Source organism: Corallococcus sp. bb12-1 (assembly GCF_026626765.1).
Lineage (GTDB): Bacteria > Myxococcota > Myxococcia > Myxococcales > Myxococcaceae > Corallococcus > Corallococcus terminator.
Genome location: NZ_JAPNJZ010000002.1, coordinates 195469 through 219039, shown reverse-complemented (window position 1 = coordinate 219039; position 23571 = coordinate 195469). Strand labels below are relative to the sequence as shown.

General features: G+C 71.2%; 23 protein-coding genes. 13 read left to right on the top strand and 10 right to left on the bottom strand.

Going from position 1 to position 23571, the window contains the following annotated elements:
* The first annotated feature begins 62 nt into the window (after window positions 1–62).
* Window positions 63–479: a hypothetical protein gene (locus tag OV208_RS06735; RefSeq protein ID WP_120537795.1), complete on the top strand. Its 417-nt coding sequence runs from the start codon at window positions 63–65 to the stop codon at window positions 477–479.
* Window positions 480–902: 423 nt separating this feature from the next.
* Here the strand turns inward: OV208_RS06735 and OV208_RS06730 are convergent, their stop codons facing one another.
* Window positions 903–1568 carry an SCO family protein gene (locus OV208_RS06730; protein WP_267572995.1) on the bottom strand — a complete coding sequence of 222 codons (666 nt, stop codon included), beginning with the start codon at window positions 1566–1568 and terminating at the stop codon, window positions 903–905.
* A 169-nt stretch (window positions 1569–1737) separates the two neighbouring features.
* Between OV208_RS06730 and OV208_RS06725 the strand changes: the two genes are divergently transcribed.
* From OV208_RS06725 to OV208_RS06715, 3 genes are read left to right on the top strand one after another with little or no spacing between them, the layout of a single operon-like run.
* Entirely contained in the window at window positions 1738–2040 is a 303-nt protein-coding gene (locus OV208_RS06725) for a hypothetical protein (RefSeq protein ID WP_267572994.1), read from the top strand.
* On the top strand, window positions 2037–2942 hold the full coding sequence (locus OV208_RS06720; RefSeq protein ID WP_267572993.1) for a cytochrome c oxidase subunit II: 906 nt from the start codon (window positions 2037–2039) through the stop codon (window positions 2940–2942). Before OV208_RS06725 ends, OV208_RS06720 begins: the two co-directional genes overlap by 4 nt.
* Window positions 2939–4672 (top strand): cytochrome c oxidase subunit I, encoded by a 1734-nt coding sequence (locus OV208_RS06715; RefSeq protein ID WP_267572992.1) that lies wholly within the window; start codon window positions 2939–2941, stop codon window positions 4670–4672. Before OV208_RS06720 ends, OV208_RS06715 begins: the two co-directional genes overlap by 4 nt.
* A gap of 10 nt (window positions 4673–4682) precedes the next feature.
* On the opposite strand, the gene OV208_RS06710 is transcribed toward OV208_RS06715, so the two are convergent.
* Window positions 4683–6146 carry an ArnT family glycosyltransferase gene (locus OV208_RS06710; RefSeq protein WP_267572991.1) on the bottom strand — a complete coding sequence of 488 codons (1464 nt, stop codon included), beginning with the start codon at window positions 6144–6146 and terminating at the stop codon, window positions 4683–4685.
* A gap of 310 nt (window positions 6147–6456) precedes the next feature.
* On the bottom strand, window positions 6457–7938 hold the full coding sequence (locus tag OV208_RS06705; protein ID WP_267571816.1) for a transposase: 1482 nt from the start codon (window positions 7936–7938) through the stop codon (window positions 6457–6459).
* 300 nt (window positions 7939–8238) lie between these two features.
* Between OV208_RS06705 and OV208_RS06700 the strand changes: the two genes are divergently transcribed.
* The 4 genes from OV208_RS06700 (at window position 8239) to OV208_RS06685 (ending at window position 12767) form a co-directional block, all read left to right on the top strand.
* Window positions 8239–8823, top strand: a complete 585-nt coding sequence (locus OV208_RS06700; RefSeq protein WP_267572990.1) for a hypothetical protein — start codon at window positions 8239–8241, stop codon at window positions 8821–8823.
* 50 nt (window positions 8824–8873) lie between these two features.
* Window positions 8874–9842, top strand: coding sequence for a cytochrome c (locus OV208_RS06695; protein ID WP_267572989.1), 969 nt, complete (start codon window positions 8874–8876; stop codon window positions 9840–9842).
* A gap of 105 nt (window positions 9843–9947) precedes the next feature.
* Window positions 9948–11066 (top strand): LysM peptidoglycan-binding domain-containing protein, encoded by a 1119-nt coding sequence (locus OV208_RS06690; protein ID WP_267572988.1) that lies wholly within the window; start codon window positions 9948–9950, stop codon window positions 11064–11066.
* A 327-nt stretch (window positions 11067–11393) separates the two neighbouring features.
* Entirely contained in the window at window positions 11394–12767 is a 1374-nt protein-coding gene (locus OV208_RS06685; protein ID WP_267572987.1) for a hypothetical protein, read from the top strand.
* Between the two features lie 76 nt (window positions 12768–12843).
* On the opposite strand, the gene OV208_RS06680 is transcribed toward OV208_RS06685, so the two are convergent.
* The 3 genes from OV208_RS06680 to OV208_RS06670 all read right to left on the bottom strand — a co-directional run bounded on the left by OV208_RS06680 (window position 12844) and on the right by OV208_RS06670 (window position 15545).
* Window positions 12844–13821, bottom strand: a complete 978-nt coding sequence (locus tag OV208_RS06680) for a hypothetical protein (RefSeq protein WP_267572986.1) — start codon at window positions 13819–13821, stop codon at window positions 12844–12846.
* Window positions 13822–13913: 92 nt separating this feature from the next.
* Window positions 13914–14720 carry a hypothetical protein gene (locus tag OV208_RS06675; protein WP_267572985.1) on the bottom strand — a complete coding sequence of 269 codons (807 nt, stop codon included), beginning with the start codon at window positions 14718–14720 and terminating at the stop codon, window positions 13914–13916.
* 21 nt (window positions 14721–14741) lie between these two features.
* Window positions 14742–15545 carry a hypothetical protein gene (locus tag OV208_RS06670; protein WP_267572984.1) on the bottom strand — a complete coding sequence of 268 codons (804 nt, stop codon included), beginning with the start codon at window positions 15543–15545 and terminating at the stop codon, window positions 14742–14744.
* A 162-nt stretch (window positions 15546–15707) separates the two neighbouring features.
* Here OV208_RS06670 and OV208_RS06665 point away from each other — a divergent pair, with 162 nt between their 5' ends.
* The 4 genes from OV208_RS06665 (at window position 15708) to OV208_RS06650 (ending at window position 18565) form a co-directional block, all read left to right on the top strand.
* Entirely contained in the window at window positions 15708–16133 is a 426-nt protein-coding gene (locus tag OV208_RS06665; protein ID WP_267572983.1) for a nuclear transport factor 2 family protein, read from the top strand.
* 188 nt (window positions 16134–16321) lie between these two features.
* Window positions 16322–17113 (top strand): hypothetical protein, encoded by a 792-nt coding sequence (locus OV208_RS06660; protein ID WP_267572982.1) that lies wholly within the window; start codon window positions 16322–16324, stop codon window positions 17111–17113.
* 79 nt (window positions 17114–17192) lie between these two features.
* Window positions 17193–17768: a YceI family protein gene (locus tag OV208_RS06655; RefSeq protein WP_267572981.1), complete on the top strand. Its 576-nt coding sequence runs from the start codon at window positions 17193–17195 to the stop codon at window positions 17766–17768.
* Entirely contained in the window at window positions 17765–18565 is an 801-nt protein-coding gene (locus OV208_RS06650; protein WP_267572980.1) for a ubiquinol-cytochrome c reductase iron-sulfur subunit, read from the top strand. The genes OV208_RS06655 and OV208_RS06650 overlap by 4 nt, the downstream gene beginning before the upstream one ends.
* Window positions 18566–18601: 36 nt before the next feature.
* Here the strand turns inward: OV208_RS06650 and OV208_RS06645 are convergent, their stop codons facing one another.
* The 3 genes from OV208_RS06645 to OV208_RS06635 form a co-directional block, all read right to left on the bottom strand.
* Window positions 18602–19621: a CBS domain-containing protein gene (locus OV208_RS06645; RefSeq protein ID WP_267572979.1), complete on the bottom strand. Its 1020-nt coding sequence runs from the start codon at window positions 19619–19621 to the stop codon at window positions 18602–18604.
* A 142-nt stretch (window positions 19622–19763) separates the two neighbouring features.
* On the bottom strand, window positions 19764–20873 hold the full coding sequence (locus tag OV208_RS06640) for an ArsA family ATPase (protein ID WP_267572978.1): 1110 nt from the start codon (window positions 20871–20873) through the stop codon (window positions 19764–19766).
* Window positions 20870–21823, bottom strand: coding sequence for an ArsA family ATPase (locus OV208_RS06635; protein ID WP_120542919.1), 954 nt, complete (start codon window positions 21821–21823; stop codon window positions 20870–20872). Before OV208_RS06635 ends, OV208_RS06640 begins: the two co-directional genes overlap by 4 nt.
* A gap of 393 nt (window positions 21824–22216) precedes the next feature.
* Between OV208_RS06635 and OV208_RS06630 the strand changes: the two genes are divergently transcribed.
* Window positions 22217–22672 (top strand): STAS/SEC14 domain-containing protein, encoded by a 456-nt coding sequence (locus OV208_RS06630; RefSeq protein ID WP_267572977.1) that lies wholly within the window; start codon window positions 22217–22219, stop codon window positions 22670–22672.
* A 49-nt stretch (window positions 22673–22721) separates the two neighbouring features.
* Here OV208_RS06630 and OV208_RS06625 read toward each other — a convergent pair whose 3' ends face one another.
* The gene (locus tag OV208_RS06625; RefSeq protein ID WP_267572976.1) at window positions 22722–23405 is read right to left on the bottom strand and encodes a hypothetical protein; all 684 of its coding nucleotides are present in this window, start codon (window positions 23403–23405) and stop codon (window positions 22722–22724) included.
* Window positions 23406–23571 lie beyond the last annotated feature (166 nt).

The window sequence follows — 23571 nt, the reverse complement described above, 5'->3', positions numbered from 1 at the left end:
TCCTTTTGTAGCTTCACTTCGGCGCACACTCTCCAAACCAGACTTAAGCAGGGGGTATTACCATGGGCGGCATCGGCAAGATTGTCAGCAGCGTTGCGAAGACGGTGAGCAAGGTTGCCGGCGGCGTCGCGAACATCGCGGGCAAGGCCCTCAGCTTCGTGCAGAACCCGATGGGCGCCATCACGGGCGGTCTGAAGGGTCTGGCGGGCGGCCTCCTGGACAAGCTCCCGTTCGGCCTGGGCAAGCTGGCGAAGCCGTTCGTCGACAAGTTCATCGACTCCGGCGCGTCGCTGCTCTCCAAGGGCCCCCTGGCCGGTCTGTCCCAGCTGACCAAGTTCGCCCCGACCGTGAAGTCCATCGCGGACATCGCGACCACCGTGAAGGACGGCGCGGACAAGGTCGGCGCGCTGGCCTCCCAGCCCGCGCAGCAGAACGTGCAGAACCTGTTCGCTCACGCGCAGGCTGCGCTCATCAACTAAGTTTCACGCTGAAGTTGGCGTGATGCTCAGGTCCGAAGGCCGGTACTCACCGCGAGGTGGGGGCCGGCCTTTCGGCTTTGCGGGCCACGCTTCGGGCCGGTTCCCTCCTTCGGGCAGGGACGCCGGCCCTTTTGTGCGTCCCGGGTCCTGGGTCACCCAGCCCTTGTCCTGTGCCGGGAGGGCCTGGCGCTGGAGGCCTTCTGGGGCGCGGTAGGACCTGGCCCCTTGATCCCGTCGAAGGGGCGCTTCCGCGGGTTTGGAGCTGCCTTGGGGCCGGTGAGGGCCCTTCGGGGGCAGTCCTGCTCGGACAATCACAAATTGAGAGGAGTTGGGGTGGGCGCGACCTGGGTGACACCCCGGGTGCGGGGCGGATCATCCGGCCTTCCGGCGGGTCGCGGCCGGAAGGGGTGCGACTCCGGGATTTCAGCCTTCGTCGCGGGCGAGGTGTTGCGCGTCCGTTTCGAGGCGCCCGGTGGCTTCGGGATCCGCGCTGTCGTAGTAGCCGCGGATCTCTCCGGTGCCATCCACCAGGACGAAATGGGTGCCGTGGAAGATGGAGAGCAGGTCGTCCTCGGCGGCGCCGGGTTCGCGGCCCATGCTGATCTTGAAGCCCTGGACGATGGTGTTCTTCAACTGGCCGTAGTCGCCGGTGAGGAAGTTCCAGCGGGTGAAGTCGGCGCGGTACTTCTGGCCGTACTCGGCGAGCCGCTCCGGGGTGTCGTAGGCGGGGTCCACGGAGAAGGACACCAACTGGAGCCGGGGCCCGAGCGTCGCGGTGCGCTCCTGCAGGCGCGCCATCTTCTGGGTGAAGACGGGGCACACGGTGGGGCAGCGGGTGAAGATGAAGTTGGCGACGAAGGGGCGGCCGTGGAGCTGCTTCAGGCCAAAGGGCTGCCCGTCCTGCCGCGTGAAGGTGAAGTCCGGCAGGGCGCCCAGCTTCGGAGGTGAGGCGGCGCGGCCCCCAGCCAGTTCCCGGGCCGTCACCACGACGAGCCCGAGCGACGCCACGACGACGCCCGCCCAGAGCATGGAGCGCCGGAAGTTCCGGGGACGGGGGGCCGGGAGGGAGGAAGGCGAGTCAGCGGACATGGTCCGGCACGTAACGGCATCCCCGGGGGGGGCACAAGCGCGGGGCGCGCCGGGGGTAGGGGCTGGCCGCATGCGAGGCATGAGGGAGAGTGGCCCCTGCGGGAGGGGGCGCCTGCCGCGACGGGGTGTGCCTTGAGGGGGCCCTGGGTGCGTGCTACCCGGGAACTCCATGCGCCCCGTCTCGTCGCCGCTGGATGGTGGATGCCTTCCGCGGGGTTGGCGGGAGGGCGTCCGGTCGCTCCCGGGCTGGCTCTTCGGGGGCCTGGGAGTCCTGGCGCTGCTCGTTCCGCTGGAGGCGCTGGCCTGTCCCTCGTGCACGGCCCGGGCGCCCGAGTCCCCCGGAGGCGCGGGGGGACTGCTGCTGGCGTTGATGCTGGTGCCCTTCGTCCTGGTGGGCGTGGGCATCTGGGCGGCCCGGCGGGTGATGCGTGAGGAGCGGGCTTCGGCCCCCGTGGAACAGGAGCGCCCGTGAAGCCCGTGCCCGGACTTCCGTTGCCCGTGTTGCTCGCGTCCGTCTCCGCGCCGTCCGTTTCCGCCGCGCCGCCCGGGACTTCCGGCCCCGCGCAGCCCGGAGCCTCCACCGCGCCGCCGGATGCGCAGGCCCCCCTGGCGGTTGCTCCCGTGCGAGGGGCGTGGACCCTGTCGCTTCCGGAGAACGCGAGCGCCCACGGGGGCCGCATCGACGCGCTGCTGGCCTCGAGCCACCGCTTCGAGTTCGCGCTGGCTGTGGTGATGTTCGGCTGGCTGCTGGTGGCGGTGGTCCGCTTCCGGAACGCCCGGCGGGTGTCGCCGGACGGAGGCACGCGCCGCTCGCGGGCGTGGGTGCTGGGCCTGGCGCTGGGCGTGTTCGGCGTGGTGGACGGGACGCTGTTCCTGGGCTCCGAGAGCTACCTGCGCGACGTGCTCTGGAACTTCCGCGTCCCCGCCGAGGATCCGCGCACGGTGCGCATCGAAATCAACGCGCATCAGTGGTCGTGGGAGGCGCGCTACGCCGGACAGGACGGCACGTTCGGCACGAAGGACGACGTGGTGACGTGGAACGACCTGCGCGTGCCGGCGGGGGTGCCCGTCTGGGTGCAGCTCGTGTCCACGGACGTGGTGCACGGGTTCTCCCTGCCGGCCTTCCGCGTGAAGCTGGATGCGATCCCCGGTCGCGTGAACCAGACCTGGTTCCAGGCCGCGCGCGAAGGCGCATGGGAGGCCGCCTGCTACCAGCACTGCGGCACCAGCCACTACCGCATGCGCGGCATCCTGACCGCCCTGTCCCCGGAGGCGTACGCGTCCTGGCTGCACGAAGCCGGACGCCAGGCGGTGCAGGCCTACGACCCGGACGACGCGGCGGCGCACTGGGGTTGGGCCTGGAGGACGCCGTGAAGCCCGGCGCGCTCCTGAGGTCGCTGTGGACGACGGACCCCCAGCGCGTGGCCCGCCAGTACCTGTGGGGCGGGTTCCTGTTCCTGCTCGTGGGCGGCCTGCTGGCCATGCTCATCCGCTTCCAGTGGGCGTGGCCGGGACAGCCGGTGCCGGGGCTCGCGTGGGCGCTGCCCGAATCGAAGGGCGCGCTGACGCCGCCCGCGTACACGGCCGTGTTCACGATGCACGGCCTGCTGATGATCTTCTTCGCCGTGACGCCGCTGCTCTTCGGGGCGCTGGGCCACTTCGTGCTGCCGCTGGCCATCGGCTCGCGGCAGATGGCGTTCCCCCGGCTGTCGGCGTTCGGGTTCTGGGCGTACGCGGTGGGCGGCGCGCTGATGCTCGCGTCGTTCGGCGTGCGCTTGGGCGCGGCGAGCGCGGGGTGGACGTCATATCCGCCCCTGTCCACGCCCGCGTTCACGCCGGGCCTGGGGCAGACGCTGGTGACGGTGGCGGTGCTGTGCGTGGGCGTGTCCGCGTTCCTGTACGGGCTCAACTTCGTCGTCACGGTGGTGCGCTGCCGGGCACCGGGGATGACGTGGGGACGGCTGCCGCTGGTGGTGTGGGGCCTGTTCTACGGCGCGGTGCTCAACGTGCTGTTCGTGCCGGTGCTGGCGGCGGCCACGGGCCTGCTGCTGCTGGACCGGGTGGCGGGCACGCAGTTCTTCATCGCGGGCGCGGCGGCGGTGGGCGGCGGCGGCGACCCGGTGGTGTACCAGCACCTGTTCTGGCTGTTCGGCCACCCGGAGGTCTACATCCTCATCCTGCCCGCCTGGGGGATGGTGGGGGACTTCGTGGCGTACTTCAGCCGCAAGCCCGCGCACGGCTACCGGCTGACGGCGGGGGCCATGGGCGTGGTGACGGCGCTGAGTGGCGCGGTGTACGCGCACCACCTGTTCACCAGCGGCATGGCCCCGGTGCTGGGGCGCACGTTCATGGTGCTGACGCTGCTCATCTCCCTGCCCGCGGAGGTGATGTTCCTCAACTGGCTGATGACGCTGTGGAAGGGCAGCGTGCGACTCACGTCGCCGATGCTCGCGGCACTGGCGACGATGGTTGTTTTCGGCCTGGGCGGCATCACCGGACTCGCGCTGGGCGCGGTGGCCACGGACGTGCCCCTGCACGGGACGCTGTGGGTGGTGGGCCACTTCCACCTGACGATGGGCGCGGCCAGCTTCCTCGCGGTGTTCGCGGGGCTCTACTTCTGGTTCCCCCGGATGTATGGACGCTCGCTGCACGAGGGCCTGGCGAAGGCGCACGTCCTGTCGAGCGCGGTGCTCTTCATCGCCGTCTTCGGTGGCCAGCTCGCGGCGGGATACGCGGGGCAGCTGCGGCGGCTCTATGACCCGTACCAGTACACGTTCCTCGCGCACCTGCTCACGCTGAACCGGTGGACCACCTGGGCCGCGTTCCTGCTGGGCACGGCGCAGCTGCTGTTCGTGGTGAACCTGGTGCGCACGCTCGGATGGGGTCGCGCCGCGGAGCCCAACCCGTGGCGCGTGGGCACGCTGGAGTGGACGGACGCGGGGCCCTCACCGGTTGTACTGCGCGGGCCGCATGAGCTGTCGCAACCCGAAGTACAAGAGCAACTGGGTCGCGATTGGATTGGCCAGGCGGAGGTGTTGCCCGTGGCCGTCCCGGTGAAGGGGACCACGGAGTCCGAAGCATCCGGGGTGGAAGGCGCGGGTTAGCGGCGAGGGCTCAGGGCGCTCGCCGTTCCCACACGTCCACGCCGCCCGCGTCGCCGGTGGGGAATCGCCGGACGAAGCGCTGCTTGAACCAGGGTCGGCTCTCCGGGGTGAGCTGCCAGGTGCCCCGCCAGCCGAGGACGACGAAGCGGCAGGACTCCAGCATGACGCGCAGGGCCTGCTGAGCTTCCGGAGCGGTGAAGGCTTCTTCGGTGTCGTCGAAGCGGTCTCCGGTGCTCATGGAGTCCTGGAGCATGGTGGCGTAGACGTCCACCACGGGCGTGGCCCCCTGGGGGAGCCGTCCTGCCGCGAGCGCCCAGCCGGGCTCGAACGAGAACAGGCACGCGTTGGGAGGCACGTCGGTCCGCAGGTAGCGGGCGAGCGCCACGACGTCCGGGGCCTGCAACCGGGAACTCTGGAAGGAATGCCACGCGCCGGGCAGGAACGCGGCGACCAGGGCGAGCCCGGCCACGGCCCGTGAGGCGACGCGGCCCCAGCGCAGGGAGAAGGCGTAGAGCGTGGAGGCGCCCAGTCCCACGAGCACGGCCTCCGACGCGGCGAGGTGCGCGTTGTACTGGTTCCAGTAGGTGCGCGACGCCAGGAACAGGACGACGGTGAGGACGAAGGTGGTGGCGAAGAAGCGGGCGGCGGGGCGGCCCGGGGTGGGGGCGCGCAAGGCGTGGACGCAGGCGGTCCCCAGGCCCACGAGGGCGAGCAGGACTTCTCCCAGGCGGCGCTCGTGGAAGATGTCGTGCAGGCGCACGAGTCGGTCCGGCTCACCGTCGGCGGGGCGCAGGGCTTGGAAGGTGATGACGTCGCGGAAGAACTCGGAAGGGGCGAGCGCGGCCAGGGGGGCCACGACGACGACGAACGTGGCGAAGGCGATGAGCGCGAGCGTGAGGGTGTCGCGCCAGGTCTCGTTCCAGGGCCGGGCCAGCAGCGCGGCGACGAGCCAGAGTCCGCCGGGGAGCTTCACGGACACCGCGAGGCCGATGAGCACGCCCGCGCCGATGCGCCGCGCGCGAGAGGGCGTGTCGGAGGCGAGCCAGAGGTTGGCGAAGCCCAGGCACAGGACGTTGAGCAGGGGTTCGAGGAACGTGCCGCGCTCGACGAGCACGGCCTCCGGGTACGCGGCATAGGCGAGCGCGGCCACGCAGCCGGCGAGCGGTCCCCAGGCGCGCCACGCGATGCGGCCCGCGAGGAACACGCAGAGGGCGCCCACGGTGGCGGCCATGTAGCGGGCCACGCCATACGCCGTGCCCGCGTCGAGCCCCAGGGTGAGCGCGGCGCCGGGCGCCCAGAGCAGGAGCGAGCCGGGAGGGTGGACGAAGATGAAGTCGCGGTAGGGCAGGTCCCCGCGCAGCAGCAGCGACGCGGCGGAGAAGTAGACGCCTTCGTCGTAGTCCATCGGGTAGCCGAGCGGGCCGGTGCGATGGAAGAACGCCAGCGCGCGCAGCACCCAGGCGCCAAGCGCCACGAGCACCAACGGCCAGGGGAGCCAGTCCCGCCAGGAGCGCGGAGGGGCGGGAAGGGACGAAGTCGCGAGCGGAGTGGGGGCGGGTTGCATCGGGGCGGGGCCGCGACGCTACTACCCGGAGGCCCATGCGCACGCGGGGTTCTTGTTCCCCGTGGGCCTCAGGGTGGGCCGTCCCTGGGAGCGGCCCTCCCGCGCTTTGTGCGGAGCCTGGACTTGGAGTGGGCACGCCAGCAGCGGAGTCCAGGGGGACGCCCCGCCGGCTGCTGCTCGCCGGAACCTGTCCGACAGGAGGGTTGCGCGGAATAGGGGTTCAGCCTGGCTGCGATGCAGGGGGAGGAGCAGGGGCTTCGAAGAGGACGAAGACACAAAAAAGCCGGCTGCGGGTGAGCAGCCGGCTGACGTTATGGGCCAGCAGTTTGAGGAAGACTTCCGCGTCGATGGCGGGCGGGTGCCGGGACGAGAGGCGACGAAAGCCCATGTCCTGCTGCAGCGAGGCGAAGACGGGCTCCACGGTGGCCATCCGTTGCAGGTACCGGGCCTTGGCGTCTGGCTGCCTCATGCGCGCCAGCATGGCCTCCAGCGCGCCTTCGTACTCCCAGCGCACGCTGAAGGTGCGGCGCCTGGCGTGGGTGCACCGAGGACGCAAGGAGCACGTCGGACAGCCCTCGCCGAAGTAGACCTCGCACCGGTCGAAGTGATTGAGCACCGGCCCGCGCATGGTGCGCCCTGCCGGACACACCACGGCCCGCCGCGCGTGCTGGAGGATAAACGCCTCGCGCTGGAGCATGCCGGGCTTGTTGGCCAGAGGGCCGGTGGCCGGGCCCGGGTTGAGCAGCACGTCCACGCAAGGGCGCTGGTGGGCGGCGAAGCGCAGGTCCTCTTCACTCCAGTAACCGGAGTCTCCGGCCACTTGCAGCCGCGTGGGCAGGGGCACCCCGGCCGTGTGCAGCACGCGGCGCGTGCGCTGCATCGCCTCTTCCAGATGGCCCTTGTCATTGCCCGAGGCCGTTAGCAGGACACCTACCACCAGTCGCTGCGTGACGCCGCTGGCCACCACCGTGAGGCGGTGCCCCGGGTGCACGCCATTGCCAGGAAACTGCATGAGGGCCGCGCGGGGGTTGCTGAGGACCACGCTGGCCGCGGCCCGTTGCTCGCACAGGCGTACCGCCTCCTGGTGCTTGCGCACCTGCCGCGAGTGCTGCTCGCGCTGGCAAGCGTCCAGGGAGTCGAGCTCCACCGCGCCCAGGTGCTTCAAGCGCCGCAGGGACTGCGAGTGCACGCGCACCTGGCTGCGACTGGCATGGGCGCGCAAACGCACGCTGTCGATTCCCAACTCCTGCGTCCGCACCAGGCCCTCCTCCACGGCCCAGCGCACCGTCTCTTCCAGTGCCGCCAGGAAGAGGCCGGCATTCTCCGCGCGAAAGCGGTTGAGGACCGCAACGCTGATGCAATGGCCTCCGCTGAGCCACCGCAAGGCGCAATCCGTTTGCAACGCACGCGCGACCCGCGTCCCCTGGTGCAGCCCGATGAGGCTGGCGTAAAGCCAGAGCCCCAGCAGCTGACGCGGCGCGAACCCATTCTGGCCCAGGGCCGAGTAACGGGCCTCCACGGCCCTCATCTCGAAGCGCTCCACCACGCGCTGCACCCTTCTGGCCAGATGCTCCCGGGGCACCAGCCGCTGCGCGAGGGCCAGCGCTTCTCTGTCGGGCGCTTTGAAGCGAGGGGCCGGGTCCTTCGGGATGCGCCGCCTCGGCTGCTTCGCTGGCGGGCGGGGGCCGTTTTCTTCCTCCATCACCCCCTCTCTACCCTCCCCCCAGACTCCCTTATTCCGCGCAACCCTCCAGTCGGACAGGTTCGCGCGATGCGCCGCCCCTCGTGGGCATCATCCAGGTGGGGCACGCGGAACGTCGAGTGCATGGAGGCGGGCCGTTTGCTGTGTCTCGATGGGACCGAAACGAGGGACAGCGCCCCTCATTCACCAAGACCTCCTTGTGGTGACTCCAGCCCAAGCGCGGGAGATCTCCGGGCGCGGGGGAGCGGCCTGGTTCCCCGGTGCTTCGTGCGGGGCCCAGGCATGCGAGAGTCGCCCTCCGTGAGCACGAATGACTCCACCGGGCCGCTGGCGCCGGTGTCCCCCCAGCGCGCCGAGGCCAACCTGTGGTTCGGGATGGTCCTCGCGCACGCGGCGGCGGCGATGCTCTTCTGCGCGGTGGCCTTCGCCGCGGACTTCTACCGGATGCGAGGCTTCTGGCCGCCCGCGTCCGCGCTTCCGGGGCGCTTCGTTCCCTCACTGGCGGGCGCGTTGCTCGTCGCGGGAGGCGTTCTGCTGCACGGTGCGCTCCGGCAGGTCGCGAGTCTCCGGCGCTCGCGCGGATGGGCGCTGGGAGCCCTGTTCGCGGGGGCGGGTTTCCTCGCGACGCAGGCCGCGTGGCTCCACGTGCTGTGGTGGCATCGCGACCTGCGCATCCCCGATAGCGGCGTCTTCGCCTCCGTGCTGTATGGCCTGTCGGCGGTGCAGGCCGCGCACGCGGCGGTCGTTCTCACGGGCCTGCTGCGCGCCACCCTGCGCACGCTGCGAGGCTTCGACGCACGTGCTCCCTTGCGGCGTGCCCTGCCCGGCTGGTGGTGCACGACGGTGATGTACGGCGTCCTCTTCGCGGTGGTGTACCTCCCATGAAGCCAACTCCCTGCCTCCCTGGAATCGCTTCCGCGTCGCGTGCGCTTCGCATGCTCGCCGTGCTCTCGCTGGGGGCACTCGCCCCCGCGTGTCGTCGGGAGCCGCCGAAGTTCGAACCGTTGAAGCTCGCGAACGGCACCGTCGTTCCGGCCGCGACGCTGGCGCGTGGCTGGGATGTCTACACGCACTACTGCGCCTCTTGTCACGGCGAGAAGGGCGACGGACAGGGGCCCGCGGGGTCCGGCATGCGTCCCGTGCCGCGCAACTTCCACCAGGGCCTGTTCAAGTTCGGAGGCGTGGCGGCCGGCGAGCTGCCCACCGACGACGCGCTCAAGCGCACCCTCCGTCGCGGCATGCACGGCACCCCGATGTTCGCGTGGGACGTGCCCCCGGCGGACGTGGACGCGGTGGTGCAGTACCTCAAGACCTTCAGCCCGCGTTGGAAGGAAGAGGCGCCGGGCGTGCCGCTCGCGATGTCGGAGGACCCGTGGAAGGGCCGCGACGCGGAGGCCGTGGCGCGAGGCCGCACCGTCTACCACGTGGCCGGCAAGGGCAACGCGGGCTGCGCCAGCTGCCACGTCGCGTACCTGCCCCGCGCGGAACTCGCCGCGCTCACGGAGAGCGTCACCGGCCGCAAGGTGAACCTGGCCAACGTGGATCCGTACACCGCGCTGGCTCGGGATTCGGACTACTCGCTCACCGTGGACGCGAAGGGCGAAGCCATGCAGCTCTCCAAGGTGCTGCCCCCCGACTTCCTCTTCCACCGCCTGCGCACCGTGTGGCCCCAGGGCACCCGCGTGGAAGGCCAGCTGTACACCGCACAGGCCCAGCGCGAGGACCTCTACCGCGTCATGGCCGCGGGCGTCGGCGGCGCCGCCATGCCTTCGTGGAAGGGCGCCATCCCGGAGGAGAACCTCTGGGCGCTCGCCTACTACGTGCAGAGCCTGCTCGTGCTGCACGACACCGACGCGGCCCGCGATCTCCAACAGCGCCTGCGCGACTCCAAGATGCAGCCGTAGTGGATTGATTCAACAACCTGAAAAGACTGTCTTCCTGGGAAACTAATTCTCAGGCGTCACGAAAATCCGGGCATTGGTTTCCACTTTTTCCCCGGAGTTTCAACCGTGACGACCTATTCCGTTCGCAGCGGCGACACGTTGAGTGGCCTCGCGCAGCGCTTCAACACGTCGGTGGGTTCGCTCCAGAAGACGAACCACATCCCGAACGCGAACCTCATCCGCGTGGGGCAGAAGCTGACGGTGCCGGACTCGTTCCAGGCGGCGGCTCCGTCTGGGGCGGGGGCGAAGGCGGGCAGCTACACGGTGCGCAGCGGGGACACGCTGAGCGGCATCGCGGGGCGGAACGGCACGACGACGGTGGCGCTGGCGAAGGCCAACAACATCTCCAACCCGAACAAGATCTACGTGGGCCAGAAGCTCACGATTCCGGGCAAGGGGGGCGCGGCGCCGGTGACGCCGAAGCCGTCGTCGGGGGGCTCGACATACACGGTGCGCAGCGGTGACACGCTGAGCGGCATCGCGGGTCGTCACGGCACGACGGTGAACGCGTTGCAGCAGGCCAACAACATCTCCAACCCGAACAAGATCTACGTGGGCCAGAAGCTCACGATTCCGGGCAAGAGCGGTGGTGGCGGGACGACGAACCCGCCGCCGACGACGGGCGGAGTGGGCGGCGTCCCGGGCTCGTCGGGTGGCAAGGGCGGCGTGTCGGTGGCGCAGCTGCGGAAGATCATGCCGAACCTGTCGCAGGCGAAGGCGGAGCAGTACCTGCCGCACCTGAACAAGGCGATGGCGGAGGCGAAGATCAACACGCCCCAGCGGCAGGAGATGTTCCTGGCGCAGCTGGCGCATGAGAGCGGCGAGCTGCGCTACATGGAGGAGATCGCCTCTGGCGCGGCGTACGAGGGCCGCAAGGACCTGGGCAACACGCAGCCGGGCGACGGCAAGCGCTACAAGGGCCGGGGCCCCATCCAGCTCACGGGCCGCGCCAACTACCGCGCCGCGGGCAAGGCGCTGGGCATCGACCTGGAAGGAAACCCCGCGCGCGCGAAGGATCCGGACGTCGCGTTCCGCATCGCGGGTTGGTACTGGGGCTCGCGCAACCTGAACAGCTACGCGGACGCGGGCAACTTCCGCGAGGTCACCCGCCGCATCAACGGCGGCTACAACGGCATGGCCAGCCGCGAGATGTACTACCGCCGCGCGCAGGACGTGCTGGGCTGAAGCAGGGCCGCGTGCGTGGACGGGCGTGCGTGAGCGTGCCGCCCGTCTGCACGGAAGGATCCCGCGTCCGGATGAGGAGATCCTTCGTGCGGCGCGAGGCCGTGATTCCGGGCACCTGCCCGTGGCGCACCCGCTGCAAGACGTCCGGGTTCCTCCTTCGGAGCGAGCCCGATGTCCCGAATCGATTCTTCCGGCAGCAGCCCAGTTCTCCTCGACAGCCCCCTTCCCGACGTCGTCGGTCCGAAGCCTCGCGACGCCCTGGACGTTTCGCCCCTGGCGTCCAGACGGTCCTCCGTTGGCGAGAGCAGCGCCTCCGCGCCCGGAGCCTTGCAGTCCCTCGCATCCACCGCCTCACGGCCGGCGCGCAACGAACTGCGGCCCTATGACGGTCCGCCGGGTGCTCCCGCGCATTCCGCCGTGGCCCCACCGCCGGGTGGCCTCGCGGGGCCCGCCGTGTCCGCCCGGGAACTCGCGGCGATGGGCGGTCGGCTGCGCCCCGCGTCCGCACCCGTTCCGGAGGACGTCTACGCCACGCTCCAGTCGCACCTGACGCGCAGTCTGTCGAACCCCTTCCTCACCGGCAGCGATGTGCAGGCCTCGCACGCGGCGCTCGGCTCCGTTCCGCAGGAGGCATACCGCGCCACGCTGGAGCGCATGGACCGTGATGGGCTGCTCGCCACGTACGTGTCCCGCATGGATGGGCCCTCCCGGCAGTCCTTCCTCGAACAGGCCGCGTCGAGCGGCGTCCTCCAGCGGCGTCCGGGTGGCGTCACCGGGGAACTCGGGATGCCTGGACGACCGGAGGTCTTCGTCAATGATCCGAAGCTGCCCGGGGCCATGCGTGACGCGGTGAATGCCCACGCGACCGACACCGGGCACGCCTCCGTCCAGGCCTACGACGCCTACCTGCGCCGCTATGGCGAAGCCGTGGAGCAGACCGACAGCCTGCGTGCACTGCGCACGCTCGGGCCACCCCAGTCGCTGGAGCTGCGCGAAACGGTGCTCGGGCTGGCCTGGGCCGATCCCCAGCGTGCGCGCTACGAAGCCGCCTGGAAGGCCGGGCTCGGCCGTCCCCAGGCATCCCACGTCCAGGCCTATGAAAAGGCCACCGCCCGCGCGCTGGTCCTCTCCGGACAGCAGCCCGCCGGGGTCTTCCTCACCGCCGAGGTGAGCGCGTCCCACGACTTGTTCAAGCTGAAGTCCGAGGCCCACCTCGAATCGCGCGGATCCTCGGGAGTCCAGGCGCAAGCGGGCGCCGTCGCGAAGGCCGGTCCCCTGGAGCTGGAGCTGATGACGGATGCGCACGGCAAGACCGAGGCGGAGCTTCAGCTCAGCGTGGGCATCGCTGGCGTGAGTCGTGACTCGGAGGGCAAGGCGGAGCTGTCCCTGGGGGCGGGCCAGCATGCCCGGGCCCACGCGAACCTCAACCCGCGCACCGCGGAGTTCGGGGGCGGCGTGGCCTTCGAACTCTCCGACAAGTCCCATCAGCACCACGCCGGCCTCAAGCTGGGCTACGGCCTGCGCGGCCTTCCCCCCGAGCGCGCTGGCCAGGCCGTGCGCAACGACGTCCCCGGGGTCTTCAGCCGCCCGAAGGACCTGGACCCCGGCACCGCCTGGGACGCCCTGCCCGCGGAGCGCCGGGCCCTCTACGAACGGCAGGGCTGGACGCGCGAGGAGTGGGCCGAGGACTCGCGGCGCTAGGTCACCGCACGTTCGCGGGCAATCGCCTCTCCACCACGGTCCTCGCGCGTGGCGGGCCTCACGGTGGGGGAGGGGCTCATGACTTGGAGGCGGGGGCTTCCGGCTCCGGTCCGGGGCGCATCGTCCAGGCGGCCCACAGGGCCACGTGCCAGGGCAGGAAGAGGAGCCAGAAGGGACTCGAAGTGGTGAGGACCACGAGGCTCGCCGCGCTCCAGGCTGCCATCACCAGCCACAGCCCCACCGCACCGACGGAGTGCAGCGTCCGCTGCCCCAGGCCCAGCCCGAAGAGCGCGCACAGCGTGGGAATCCACACCGCCAGCAAACCGGGGAAGAAGGGCTCCGTCCACCAATGCTCCTGGTTGAAATGCAGGAAGCTCATGAACACCTGCGCCGCCAGGATGACGCCTGTCTGGTACAGCGCGGACAGCAGCGTGGCGACGACGCCCACCGTCCCTGGGCCCGTGTAGAGCTCGGCGGTGGAGCGGGCCTGGGGCGAGTCCAGCAGTTCGGGCGGCAGCTCCAGCGCGAACGGATAGCCCAGCGACAGCAGGGCTGCCTTCGCCGCGTGCCGCACCTTCGTCCCATCGCGGCCCCGGTAGTCGCCCATCGGGTTCTCACGCGCCATCAGGTCCAGCAGGATGTCCGCTCGCGCCCGGGGCGTCTCATCCTCCGTCGGAGGCCGGCCCATCCCCGCGATGAGCGCGTCCATGTCCGCGCGCACCGCCCCCGGAGAGCGCACCGCATCCAACAGCTCCGCGAACGGAGGAAACGTCTCCTTGGGAACGGGAAGCGGGGCCCTCTCGGTCGCGGCCGCGGGCAGCGCGTCCATCGCCTTCACGGCCTCCGGAGCGGGCAGGTCGGCCATCGCGTTCGAGGCCATCACCGACGCAGGCGCGTCGCTCATCGCGTTCGAGGCCATCACCGACGCAGGCGCGTCGCTCATCGCGTTCGAGGCCCCGGGCAGGTCGGCCATCGCGTCGGCGGCCAGGGACTCGGGCAGGTCATTCGTCGCGTCGGCGGTAGGAGGCGCGGGGCGGTGGGTTTGCTGGGACATGGATGCTCCTCACGGACAGTCATGCGCCGCCCCGATACCCGGGCGCAACGGGGCGAGCCTGGAGCGCGCGGGGCCGCTCCCTGGGGACGGGGTCACGGCGTGGATGGTGGAGCCGGTGCTTCCTCCGGCTGTTTCGCCGGATGCATCACGAAGGCGGCCCACGCCGCGAGGTGCCACGGCGTGACGACGATGAGGACCCCGACGCTCCCCATCACGAAGCCGAAGCCCACCAGGACCCACGCCACCACCTGAAGCCACATCGCCACGGAGCCGAGCACCTGGAGCGACCGTGACTTCTCGGCGTGGCCGACCATGCTGAGCAGGGGCGGTCCCCACACGAGCAACAGGGGGATGAGCACCCCCTTCGACAGCGGCTCGGTGAAGTCCACGCGGAAGAAGGGGAAGAGGGCGTGGACCCCGAAGATGGCGAACGACTGGTACAGCGCGCAGAGGGACGCGATGAGGAACGCCCGGCTCCCCGAACTGGCGCCGTCCTGCGTGTCCGGAGCCGGAGTCCGCGCGGCCGGAACGGGAGCCGGAGCTTCGTTCAACACCTCGGCCGGCACGTCCCGCGTGTAGGCCGGTCCCAGTGCCAGCAACGCGGCCACCGCCGCCTGCCGCACCGTCGTCCCGTCCCGCCCGGTGTGTTCGCCCACCGGGTGGTCGCGCGCCACCAGCTCGCGCAGCAGGTCCGCTCGGGCCTGGAGGGGTTCCGCGAACGGCGGGGGCTGGCGCAGCGCCGCGACGAGCGCGTCGATGTCCGAGTGCAGCACCCCCGGCGAGTCCACCTCCGCCACCAGCTCCTTCAGCGGTCGGAACGTCTCCGGGGCCGCGTTCCCGGGGCGGTCGGTCGCTTCGGGGTCGGTGGTCGGCGCGGGAGGAAGCGGCGGGGAAGACATGAGCGGTGCTCCTGAAGACAGTCATCCTCCCGCGTGCCTTCCGAGCGCAAGGGGCGGGGACTTCGGCAGGGGGCGCGTCGCCCAGAGGGCCCACAGGGACAGGTACCAGGGCAGGATGACCGCGCGAATGGGCTCGTTCTCGCGGAGGACGGAGGCGCCCGCGACCAGCAGCCAGGGCATCGTCTGCACCGCGAGGAGCGTCGAGCCGATGCTCTGGAGCCAGCGGCGCTTCCAGACGTGACCGACCAGCGACACCAGGGGCGGCAGCCAGGTGAACGCCACCATGACCGCGATCATCACCGCGGTGTCGCGCGTGAACCGAGGGGGAGGCAGATGGCTGGACTGCCGGACTGTCAAATCCTTCCACACCGTCCAGGAGAAGAGGCCCGTCTGGTACAGCGTGAGCGTCGCCAGGGCGGCGAACCCACCCCTCCCGATTCCCGTCCGGGGAGGCCGGGGGGGCGCGGCCGGCTCCATCAACTCGGGCGGCACCTCCAGCGCGTACGGAAAGCCCAACGCCAGCAGCGCATCCCGCGCCGCGTGACGCACCGTCTTCCCGTTGCGGCCCGTGTAGTCGCCCACGGGATTGTCGCGGGCCATCAGGTCCAGCAGCAGGTCGGCTCGCTCCCGGTGCAGCCCTTCCTCCGCGGGCGCCCGGTCCAGCGCGTCGATGAGCAGGTAGACGTCCGAACGCGTCACGGCCGGAGAACGGACCTCTTCCACCAGGTCCCTCAACGCGGAGGACGCCCGCCCGGCTGCCGCGTCGGAAGGATCATCTGTCACGGAGGACAACGGCTTCGCGTGGCGTGGATCCGACCGTGACATGGCGTGCGCTCCCTTGGGCCTTCATCCACCGCTGGGCCACCCGGGGGCAAGGGGGTGGGGGCGCCGTCTGGAGGGCAGGGGGGCGACCGCGCGGGACGGCCACCAACACCCCACGTGCGCACCCTTTGCGCACAACCCCTTCGCCAACGAGTGAGGACGCGGATGCCGATGGAACGAGCGCAGCGGTTCGTGGACGCCCTGTTGAAACTGGAGGCGGAAGGCGACATGGAATCGCTGCTCGCCCTCTTCGCCGATGACGCCCAGGTGAGCAACGTGGCCTCGCCCAGCGTCTTCACGGGCATCGATGGCGCCCGCCGCTTCTGGACCGAATACAAGGCCACCCTGGGCGGCGTGAAGTCCACCTTCCGCAACGTGATTGAGTCTGGCGACCGCGTGGCACTGGAGTGGGAGACGCAGGGGCAGTCCCCCAACGGGGCGGCCATCGCCTACGAGGGCGTCTCCATCATCGAATGGGACGGCGACCGCATCCGGCGCTTCTTCGCCTACTTCGATCCGCACGCCCTGGGACAGGAGCTGTCCCACGACACCGCGCCCCGGTCAGAGGTCCCCGCGACCACCCCGGCTTGAGCCGCCGCGAGACTTTTCAGGGGCCCGGGGGTTCGAGGGGATTCCACCCCCCGGGTGACTTATCGCTGCCGCAAGAGGCACCGGGACCCAGTGTGCACTCCCGTGCACCGGGGCCGCGAGCCGGGGTAGCGTGGAGGGGTGGCCTCCCCCATTTCGACGGGCCGCGTCGTCCCCCTTTCGGGAACCCCATGATGACCCGCGTCATAGCCCCCCTCCTGGCCGCCCTGCTCCTGGCCGCCTCCCCCGCGAGCGCGGCCCTCGCGTCGGACGCCCCCGTGCTGCTGGTCGCGGCGACGAAGCGCAAGCCCGCGAAGCGCAAGCCCGTGCCGCCCGCGCCCCCTCCCCAGGAGACGGCGCCCGCGGAGTCCGCCCCTGCCGCCGCGCCCCAGCCCCTGACGCCGGACGTGGCGCCGCCGGTGTCCGCCACCCCGGAGTCGCAGCCCTCCACGGGCTCCTCCATCACGGAGCCCAGCCTGGACTTCGACCTGCTCGCGCCGGAGGCGGAGGCCTCCGCGGGCCTGTTGGATCCGGAGCTGGACAACCAGCTCAAGACGCGGCGCACCATGCTCCTGCTGCACCAGGGCCTGGGCCTGGGCATGGCGGGCGGCCTCACGGCGGCCACGGTGCTGGGGCAGATCCAGTTCAACCGCTCGTTCCGGGGCGGCGGGGATGACCGGACGCTGCTCGCGTGGCACCGGGGCGTCGTCATCGGCACGTCGGTGCTGTTCGCCACCGTGGGCGCGCTGGGCATCCTGGCCCCGGACCCGGTGGAGCGCGCCTTCCAGTGGGACTCGGTGACGTTCCATAAAATCTTCATGAGCCTGGCCACCGCCGGCATGGTCGCGCAGGCCGTGCTGGGCATCCTGGCCACCCACAGCTACGGCGAGCTCCAGGAGCCGAAGTACGCCACCGCGCACCAGGTGGTTGGCTATGCCACGCTGGGCTGCGTCGCCGCGGGCATCGTGACCCTCACCTTCTGACCTCACCCCCCCTGCCGTGAATGTCTCCGCGCGCCGGCCGTTGTGCGGAGGCAGAGCCGTACCCCCTCTGGAGGACGCCGTGATTGTTCGACGACTCGCCACGCTTGCCGCCCTGATGCTCGCGCTTCCCGCCGCCGCGCAGGACGCCCCGCGGCTGTACTCGGTGAAGAAGGACGCCAGCACGCTCACCTACAAGCTCATCCACAAGCTGCACGAGGTGTCCGGCAAGGCGCCCCCCAGCGAGGGCAAGGCCGTGCTGAAGCCGGACGGCACCCTCCAGGTGGCCGTGCGCGCGCAGGTGAAGGACTTCGACTCGCAGAACTCCAACCGCGACACGCACATGCTGGAGGTGACGGAGGCGGCGAAGTTCCCGCTCATCACGCTCCAGGCCGTGGCCACGGGCGTGAAGGCCCCCGCGACCTTCCCGGGCTCAGTGCCGGTGGTCCTCAAGGGCAAGCTGACCTTCCACGGCGTGACGAAGGACGTGGAGGTCCCCATGACGGTGAAGTTCGAGTCCGCCAAGCAGGTCACCGCGGACGGCACCTTCGAGGTCAGCCTGGAGGGCTACAAGATTGAGCGCCCCACGCTGCTGATGGTGAAGGTGGAAGACAAGCTGGTGCTGGAGCCCCACCTCGTCTTCCAGGAGGGTACGTGAGCTCGTCGCGTCGAGACTTCTTCAAGAAGCTTCTGGGCACGGGCGTCGCCGTCGCGGGGATTCCCGCGTGCGCGCCGGACATCGACCCCTCGCCGCTGCTGGACGTGCCCGCCCCGGGCGAGGACGGCGTCGTGTCGCTGGTGGTGCAGCGCTACCCGGACCTGTCCCGCGTGGGCGGCTCGGTGACGCTGCGCTTTCCGAACGGCTCCGGGCAGGAGAACCTGCTGGTGGTGCACCCTTCGGACAGCACCTACGCGGTGCTGTCCGCCACCTGCACCCACGTGGGCTGCCCCATGGGCTTCGATGGCAAGGAGGCCGTGTGCCCCTGCCACCTGTCGCGCTTCGACCTGACGGGCGCGGTGACGAACGCGCCCGCCACGGTGCCGCTCAAGGCCTACGTGGCCACGTACAACGCGGGCACCCAGGTGCTGAGCATCTCGCTCAAGTCCGGTGACGACAACTTCCCCTCGGTGATCAACGGGACGCTGACGCTGACGTTCGCGCAGTTCCCCGCGCTCCAGGACACAGGCGGCATGGTGAGCGGCACGCCCACCGGTTACGGCAAGACAGTGTTCGTCTTCAAGCTGGAGGACGGCACCTATTCGGCGGTGGACTCCGTCTGTCCGCACCTGCAGTGCGAGGTGGGGTTCGAGTCGAGCGTGGACGGGCTCCTGTGCCCCTGTCATGCGTCGACGTTCAGCAAGACGGGCGCCCGCATCGACGGGGTGGCCACGTCCGACCTGAAGAAGTTCACCGCGACGTCGGATGCGTCCGGGGTGGTCGTCACCATCACGTAAGGCGCGGGCTTCGTGCGCCGCGCCTCACGGGTGCGGCTAACGCAGCCGGCTCCAGAACGAGCGCCGCGAGGAGATGCGTTCCAGCGCGTCCTGCAGCTCCTCGTCCTGATCCGCGCGGCTGGCGATGTCCCCCAGCGCGATGATGCCCACGAGCCGGTCGTCGGGCTCCACGACGGGGACGCGGCGCACCTGTCTGCGTCCCATCAGGTCGATGACGCCGTGCAGGTTCTCCTCCGGCAGCACCACCTCGATGTCCTCCGTCATCACGTCCGCCGCGCGCAGGTCGTCCACCGCCCGGCCGCCGGTGAAGGCGCGCAGCGCGAGGTCCCGGTCCGTGACGAGCCCAAGCAGCCGCCCCTCCGCGTCCACGATGGGCACGACGCCGCAGTCCTCGTCCTTCATCCACTGCGCCACCTCGCGCAGGGTGCTGTCGCGACGGGCGGTGCGCACCGCGCGGGTCATGATGTCGCGCGCGGTGAGCGGCTCACGCTGCCACCTGCGTCGCGAGGATGAGGCCGGCGTGGCGCGCGCGGACTGCTCGCGTGGCACCTGGGGCCGGCGGTCGCGCAGGAGGGGCTCCTCGCCGCCGTAGCCGGTGCGGTCCCAGTCGCGGTAGTCCGCGCGTTGGGGCTGCATCTCGAGTTCCTGGTCACCCATCGTCCGTCCGGTGAGCTGCGCGGCGGAGCGCACGTCTTGCTCACGTGGCCCCTGTCCGGTGGCGGAGCGGACGTCCCGGTCATCGCGGCCGTAGGGGCCCTGGCTGCCACCGCGCTCGCCTTCGCGGTCCTGGCGCCAGGTGCCGGTGTCATCCACGTCGGTGCGCACCTGGCCCAGGCGCCACGCGGCGGCGCGGTGGAAGCGTCCCTGCCGGGCGGCCGGTTCCTCATCGCGTGCGGGGTTCCACCCGCTCACGTCGGATTCGGCGCGCTCCCGCGAGCCGGGCGGGGCCGTGTCCGGGGGGCGGTGCGTGGCCATGGCGTCGGTGGGCGGGGTGGACCGGTCCGCACGCCCCAGGTCCTGCCGGCCGTTTCCGTTGCTGTAGTCCTTGGTTCCCATGTGCGTCGCAAGCCTCCTCGCCTGACGAACATGGGAAGCCGGAGGGAGCGCGCAAAGCTCCAGACGACCGGGAGCGGCGACGGCCGCCTGCCCGCCCTGCCCGGCGCGCGGAAGCGAGGCCCCGGCGCGCGGGGCCCGGACGTCAGGCGACGGTGAGCGCCTCGCCCAGGTTCACGAGCCCCCGGAAGTCCTCCAGGTCCGCGCCCGCGTCCGGCGCGGCGATGGCCATCGCGCCCAGGGGCAGCCCCTCCGCCAGCCTCGCCAGCAGCGAACGGTGGGCCGTCGCGCGCGCGTCCTCCACGCCCGCCAGGTGCTCCAGCGCGAGCACGGCGTCGGTGTCCACGGCGTTGAGGGCGTGGGGCTTCAGGTTGGCGGCCGGCGCCAGTCCATCCTCGCGCGCCCAACTGCGGTTGAGCACATAGCCCGCGAAGGGCAGGCCGCGCGCCAGGAGCGTGTCCTTGAAGAAGGTGGCCTCGCGCAGCGCGGCGGCCTCCGGAGAGGTGACGAGCAGGAAGGCCGCGTCCTTCGACGCCAACTGCGCGCGCAGCCGCTCCGTGTGCAGGCGGATGCCGGCGAACAGGCCGCCGAAGGCCCCCACGAAGGTGCGCATCTCCTGCGCGAAGCCTCCGCCGAAGACGCCATCCAGCACCTTGCCCACCAGCGCCTGCGCGCCCTGCCACAGGCGGCCGGTGCGGCTGGAGTCGGGGCCGAAGAGGGAAATCACCCGGTCATCCAGGAAGCGCGCCAGCCGGCCCGGCGCCTCCAGGAAGTCCAGCGCGTGGCGGCTGGGCGGGGTGTCCAGGAGGATGAGGTCGTAGTGGCCGTCCGTGAGGAAGCCGTCCAGGGCCTCGGCGGCGGCGTACTCCTGCACGCCCGCCACCAGCTCCGACAGGAAGCGGTACAGCCGGTGGTCCAGGATGGCGCGCGCGGCGCTCTCCGTGGCGGACAGCTTGCGCACCATGCGCTCGAAGATGACGCGCGGCTCCAGCATCCACACGTCCAGCCGGCCCTCGCCCTGGGGGCCGTCCGCGTAGAGGCGCTCCGGGGGCACGGTGGTGGGCTCCGGGCCGTTCTCCTTCAGCCCCATGGCCTCCGCCAGCCGGCGCGCCGGGTCGATGGTGAGCACCAGCACGTGGCGCCCCGCGCGCGCCGCGGCCACGCCCAGCGCCGCCGCCGTCGTCGTCTTGCCCACCCCTCCCGCTCCACACAGGACGATGACCCGCTTGTCGCGCAGCATGGCGTCCAGGTTCATGGCGTGGCCTCCCGGCCGCCGGGATGGGCGGCCTCCTCGAGTGTGGGCACCAACAGCTCCGACAGCCGCTCCACCAGCGCCGGGCCGGTGAGGGCCAGGTCCGGAAGCCCCCATTGTGGCACGGCCGTGCCCGCCTGGAGCCGCTGACGGGCCTCCCGGGCGCGCTCCAGCCGCTCCAGCGCCCGCTGTCCCCGGTGCGGCCCATGGGTCTCCAACAAACGCCCCAGCGCCGCGAGTGACTCCGGCGTGAAGGGGTCCTCCGGCAGCCGGTTGAGCACCGCGACGGACAGGGGCAGGCCCACGTCCTTCAGCTCCTTCGCCAGCGACAGCGTCTCGCTCACCGGCAGGGGCTCCGGCAGCGTCGTGAGCACCACGCCGGTGCGCTTCGGGTCCTGCAACAGGTCCAGGCCCTCGCGCATGGCGCGGCCAATGGGCCCGCCCGGGATGAGCGACAGCAGGCTCCGGGGCAGCGTGGCCAGCGCCATCGCGTGGCCGGTGGCCGGCAGGTCCAGCACCGCCAGCGGGTACAGGGGGCGGCCATCCGGGTGCGTGCGCCGCACCAGCGTCAGCATCTGGTACAGCAGCCCCATCTCCTTGAGCGCGGGCCCTGCCTCCAGGAAGCGCCGGAGCGCGCGCGAGCGCAGCGCGGCCTCCGCCAGCCACTTCGCCGGCAGTGTCTCCTCCAGGAACTGGCGGTGGCCCTCGGCGGCGGACAGGCGCACGAAGGACAGGTTCTGCCGCACCGGGACGACCTTCGCCCCGGCGTCCTTCGCGCCCACCAGACCCGCCAGGGTGGACGGACCGCCCTCGTCCGGGGACAGCTCCGCCAGCAGCACCGGACGCCCGGAGCGCGCCGCCGCCACGGCCATGGCCGCGGACAGCGTCGTCTTCCCCACGCCACCCTTGCCCGACACGAGCACGGCGCGCTTGTTCCACAAGGAGTCCAACACCACGCCCCCATCCACACGCGCCTTCGCGCGCGACTCTTCACAGTGAGCAAGGAGGCGCGCCCCGACAACCGGTCGGCGGCGCAACCACGGGCGAACGTCCGCACGGTCGCCCGCCGGCAATCATACCGGCATCTGTTCACCACCCGGCAGACCCTCCCCCCATGGAAAAAACCGGGCCGGGCCTCCGGCGTTCACCCGGCGCCGTTCCCCCGCGCACGAGTGTCCACGACGCGACGCGAAGCGCCGCACCCCTCCCACGGGGCCACCCCCGGATGCGCGGGAGTGGGACCCGTGAGGTCGCGTGGTGTTGCCTCACCCGGGAAAGAGGGCATCTCGGGCTGGTGGCGTTGCTCCGGTTTTGAGTACCCTCGGAGACTCTGCGTGGGAGAGGGTATGGCAGCGCTAAGGGAATGGCTCTTGGGGACACAGCGGGTGTCGCTGGAGTCGTCCGACGTCCTCTGGGCGACGATTCGCGGCACCTTCTCCGAGGAGGAGGCGCGCCAGCTCACGCTCCTGCTCCAGGAGCAGTACGCGGAGCTGGGGCGGCCCTACTACCTCGTGGTGGACCTGGGGGGCTCCATGGGGCCCGTGGCGGAGGAGACCGCGCAGTCGGTGGCGCCGCGCAAGCTCCTGGCCGAACACGTGCGCCCCGAATGGTTCCAGGCGATCCTCTTCTTCGGGGGCAAGCGCTCCCAGCGCGAGGTGCTGCAGGCGCTGGTGGTGGCGCTCCAGTTCACCGGCCGCATCCGGCTGGAAGCCCGGTTCCTGGAGACCCGCAAGGAAGCCCGCGAGTGGCTGGAGGCGCACCGGCAACACCACACCCCGCCTCCCGCCGAACCGCTCCCCTGAAGGCTTGCGTGAAGCCCTCCACGGGGCGCGGGTGAGGCGCGGGCCTTCTTCAGTGGACGGCCCAGCGATCGGCGATCTCCTCGCACGCGAGCACCACGTCCCCCAGCCGGCGGATGTGCGCGCGCGGCGCGACGAACAGCGACCCCGCGAACACGTCCACCACGGTCATCAGCCGGTGGTCCGCCGGGCCCAGCCGGCACAGGTGCTGTTCGGCGAAGCGCTGCAGGAGCGTGCCAATGTACTGCCCCGACCGTTCATCCAGCGGCTGCGTCTTGGAGAAGTAGAGCTTCATCAACCCCACGCGCGGCTGGCCCTGCTTGTCCAGCCGCTGCACCACCACCTCCGGACGCACGCTGATGGTGACGCCCGCCATCTCCAGCACCGGCGGCTCCGCCCCCACGGCGCTGATGATGGCGTCGTCCAGGTCCAGCCACGGCACCAGGTCCGCGAAGCGCTCCAGCGCCTCTGAACACAGTTGCATGCGCTGCGCCTCGAACTCCGACGTCGGCACCGCGCAGGCGAACCGGCGCTGGGCCTCCTTCAGCACGTTCATGTCCAGGCCGCGGCAGAGGAAGTCGGTGACGGCGTACGACGCCTCCGGATAGCGCAGGTACTGGGCCTCCGGCGGGTGCTTCTGGTCATGGATGATGCGCTTCCTGCGGGCGGGCGTCGCGATGAGGTATTCGCCCAGCTTGTTGACCGACACTCGCGGCATTTCACGGGTCTCCGGCACGGTGATTCCCCCTCTGGAAGGCTGTCGGAATGGGTACACAGTACAGGGGGGGTCTGACATCCAAAGGACAGGCAGGACCTGCCCTGAAGGGCAGGTTCGCGGGGCGGCTCTTCCCTCGGGCGGAGGGGGTCGGCGTAGGGTAGGGGAGGCCTGGATGGGGGGAGCA

What these genes read in the sequence shown, in the direction of transcription:
- OV208_RS06735 (WP_120537795.1), top strand. Translation starts at nt 63, where the DNA reads ATGGGCGGCATCGGCAAGATTGTCAGCAGCGTTGCGAAGACGGTGAGC.
- OV208_RS06730 (WP_267572995.1), bottom strand. Translation starts at nt 1,568, where the DNA reads ATGTCCGCTGACTCGCCTTCCTCCCTCCCGGCCCCCCGTCCCCGGAAC.
- OV208_RS06725 (WP_267572994.1), top strand. Translation starts at nt 1,738, where the DNA reads ATGCGCCCCGTCTCGTCGCCGCTGGATGGTGGATGCCTTCCGCGGGGT.
- OV208_RS06705 (WP_267571816.1), bottom strand. Translation starts at nt 7,938, where the DNA reads ATGGAGGAAGAAAACGGCCCCCGCCCGCCAGCGAAGCAGCCGAGGCGG.
- OV208_RS06695 (WP_267572989.1), top strand. Translation starts at nt 8,874, where the DNA reads ATGCTCGCCGTGCTCTCGCTGGGGGCACTCGCCCCCGCGTGTCGTCGG.
- OV208_RS06680 (WP_267572986.1), bottom strand. Translation starts at nt 13,821, where the DNA reads ATGTCCCAGCAAACCCACCGCCCCGCGCCTCCTACCGCCGACGCGACG.
- OV208_RS06675 (WP_267572985.1), bottom strand. Translation starts at nt 14,720, where the DNA reads ATGTCTTCCCCGCCGCTTCCTCCCGCGCCGACCACCGACCCCGAAGCG.
- OV208_RS06670 (WP_267572984.1), bottom strand. Translation starts at nt 15,545, where the DNA reads ATGTCACGGTCGGATCCACGCCACGCGAAGCCGTTGTCCTCCGTGACA.
- OV208_RS06665 (WP_267572983.1), top strand. Translation starts at nt 15,708, where the DNA reads ATGCCGATGGAACGAGCGCAGCGGTTCGTGGACGCCCTGTTGAAACTG.
- OV208_RS06660 (WP_267572982.1), top strand. Translation starts at nt 16,322, where the DNA reads ATGATGACCCGCGTCATAGCCCCCCTCCTGGCCGCCCTGCTCCTGGCC.
- OV208_RS06645 (WP_267572979.1), bottom strand. Translation starts at nt 19,621, where the DNA reads ATGGGAACCAAGGACTACAGCAACGGAAACGGCCGGCAGGACCTGGGG.
- OV208_RS06640 (WP_267572978.1), bottom strand. Translation starts at nt 20,873, where the DNA reads ATGAACCTGGACGCCATGCTGCGCGACAAGCGGGTCATCGTCCTGTGT.
- OV208_RS06630 (WP_267572977.1), top strand. Translation starts at nt 22,217, where the DNA reads ATGGCAGCGCTAAGGGAATGGCTCTTGGGGACACAGCGGGTGTCGCTG.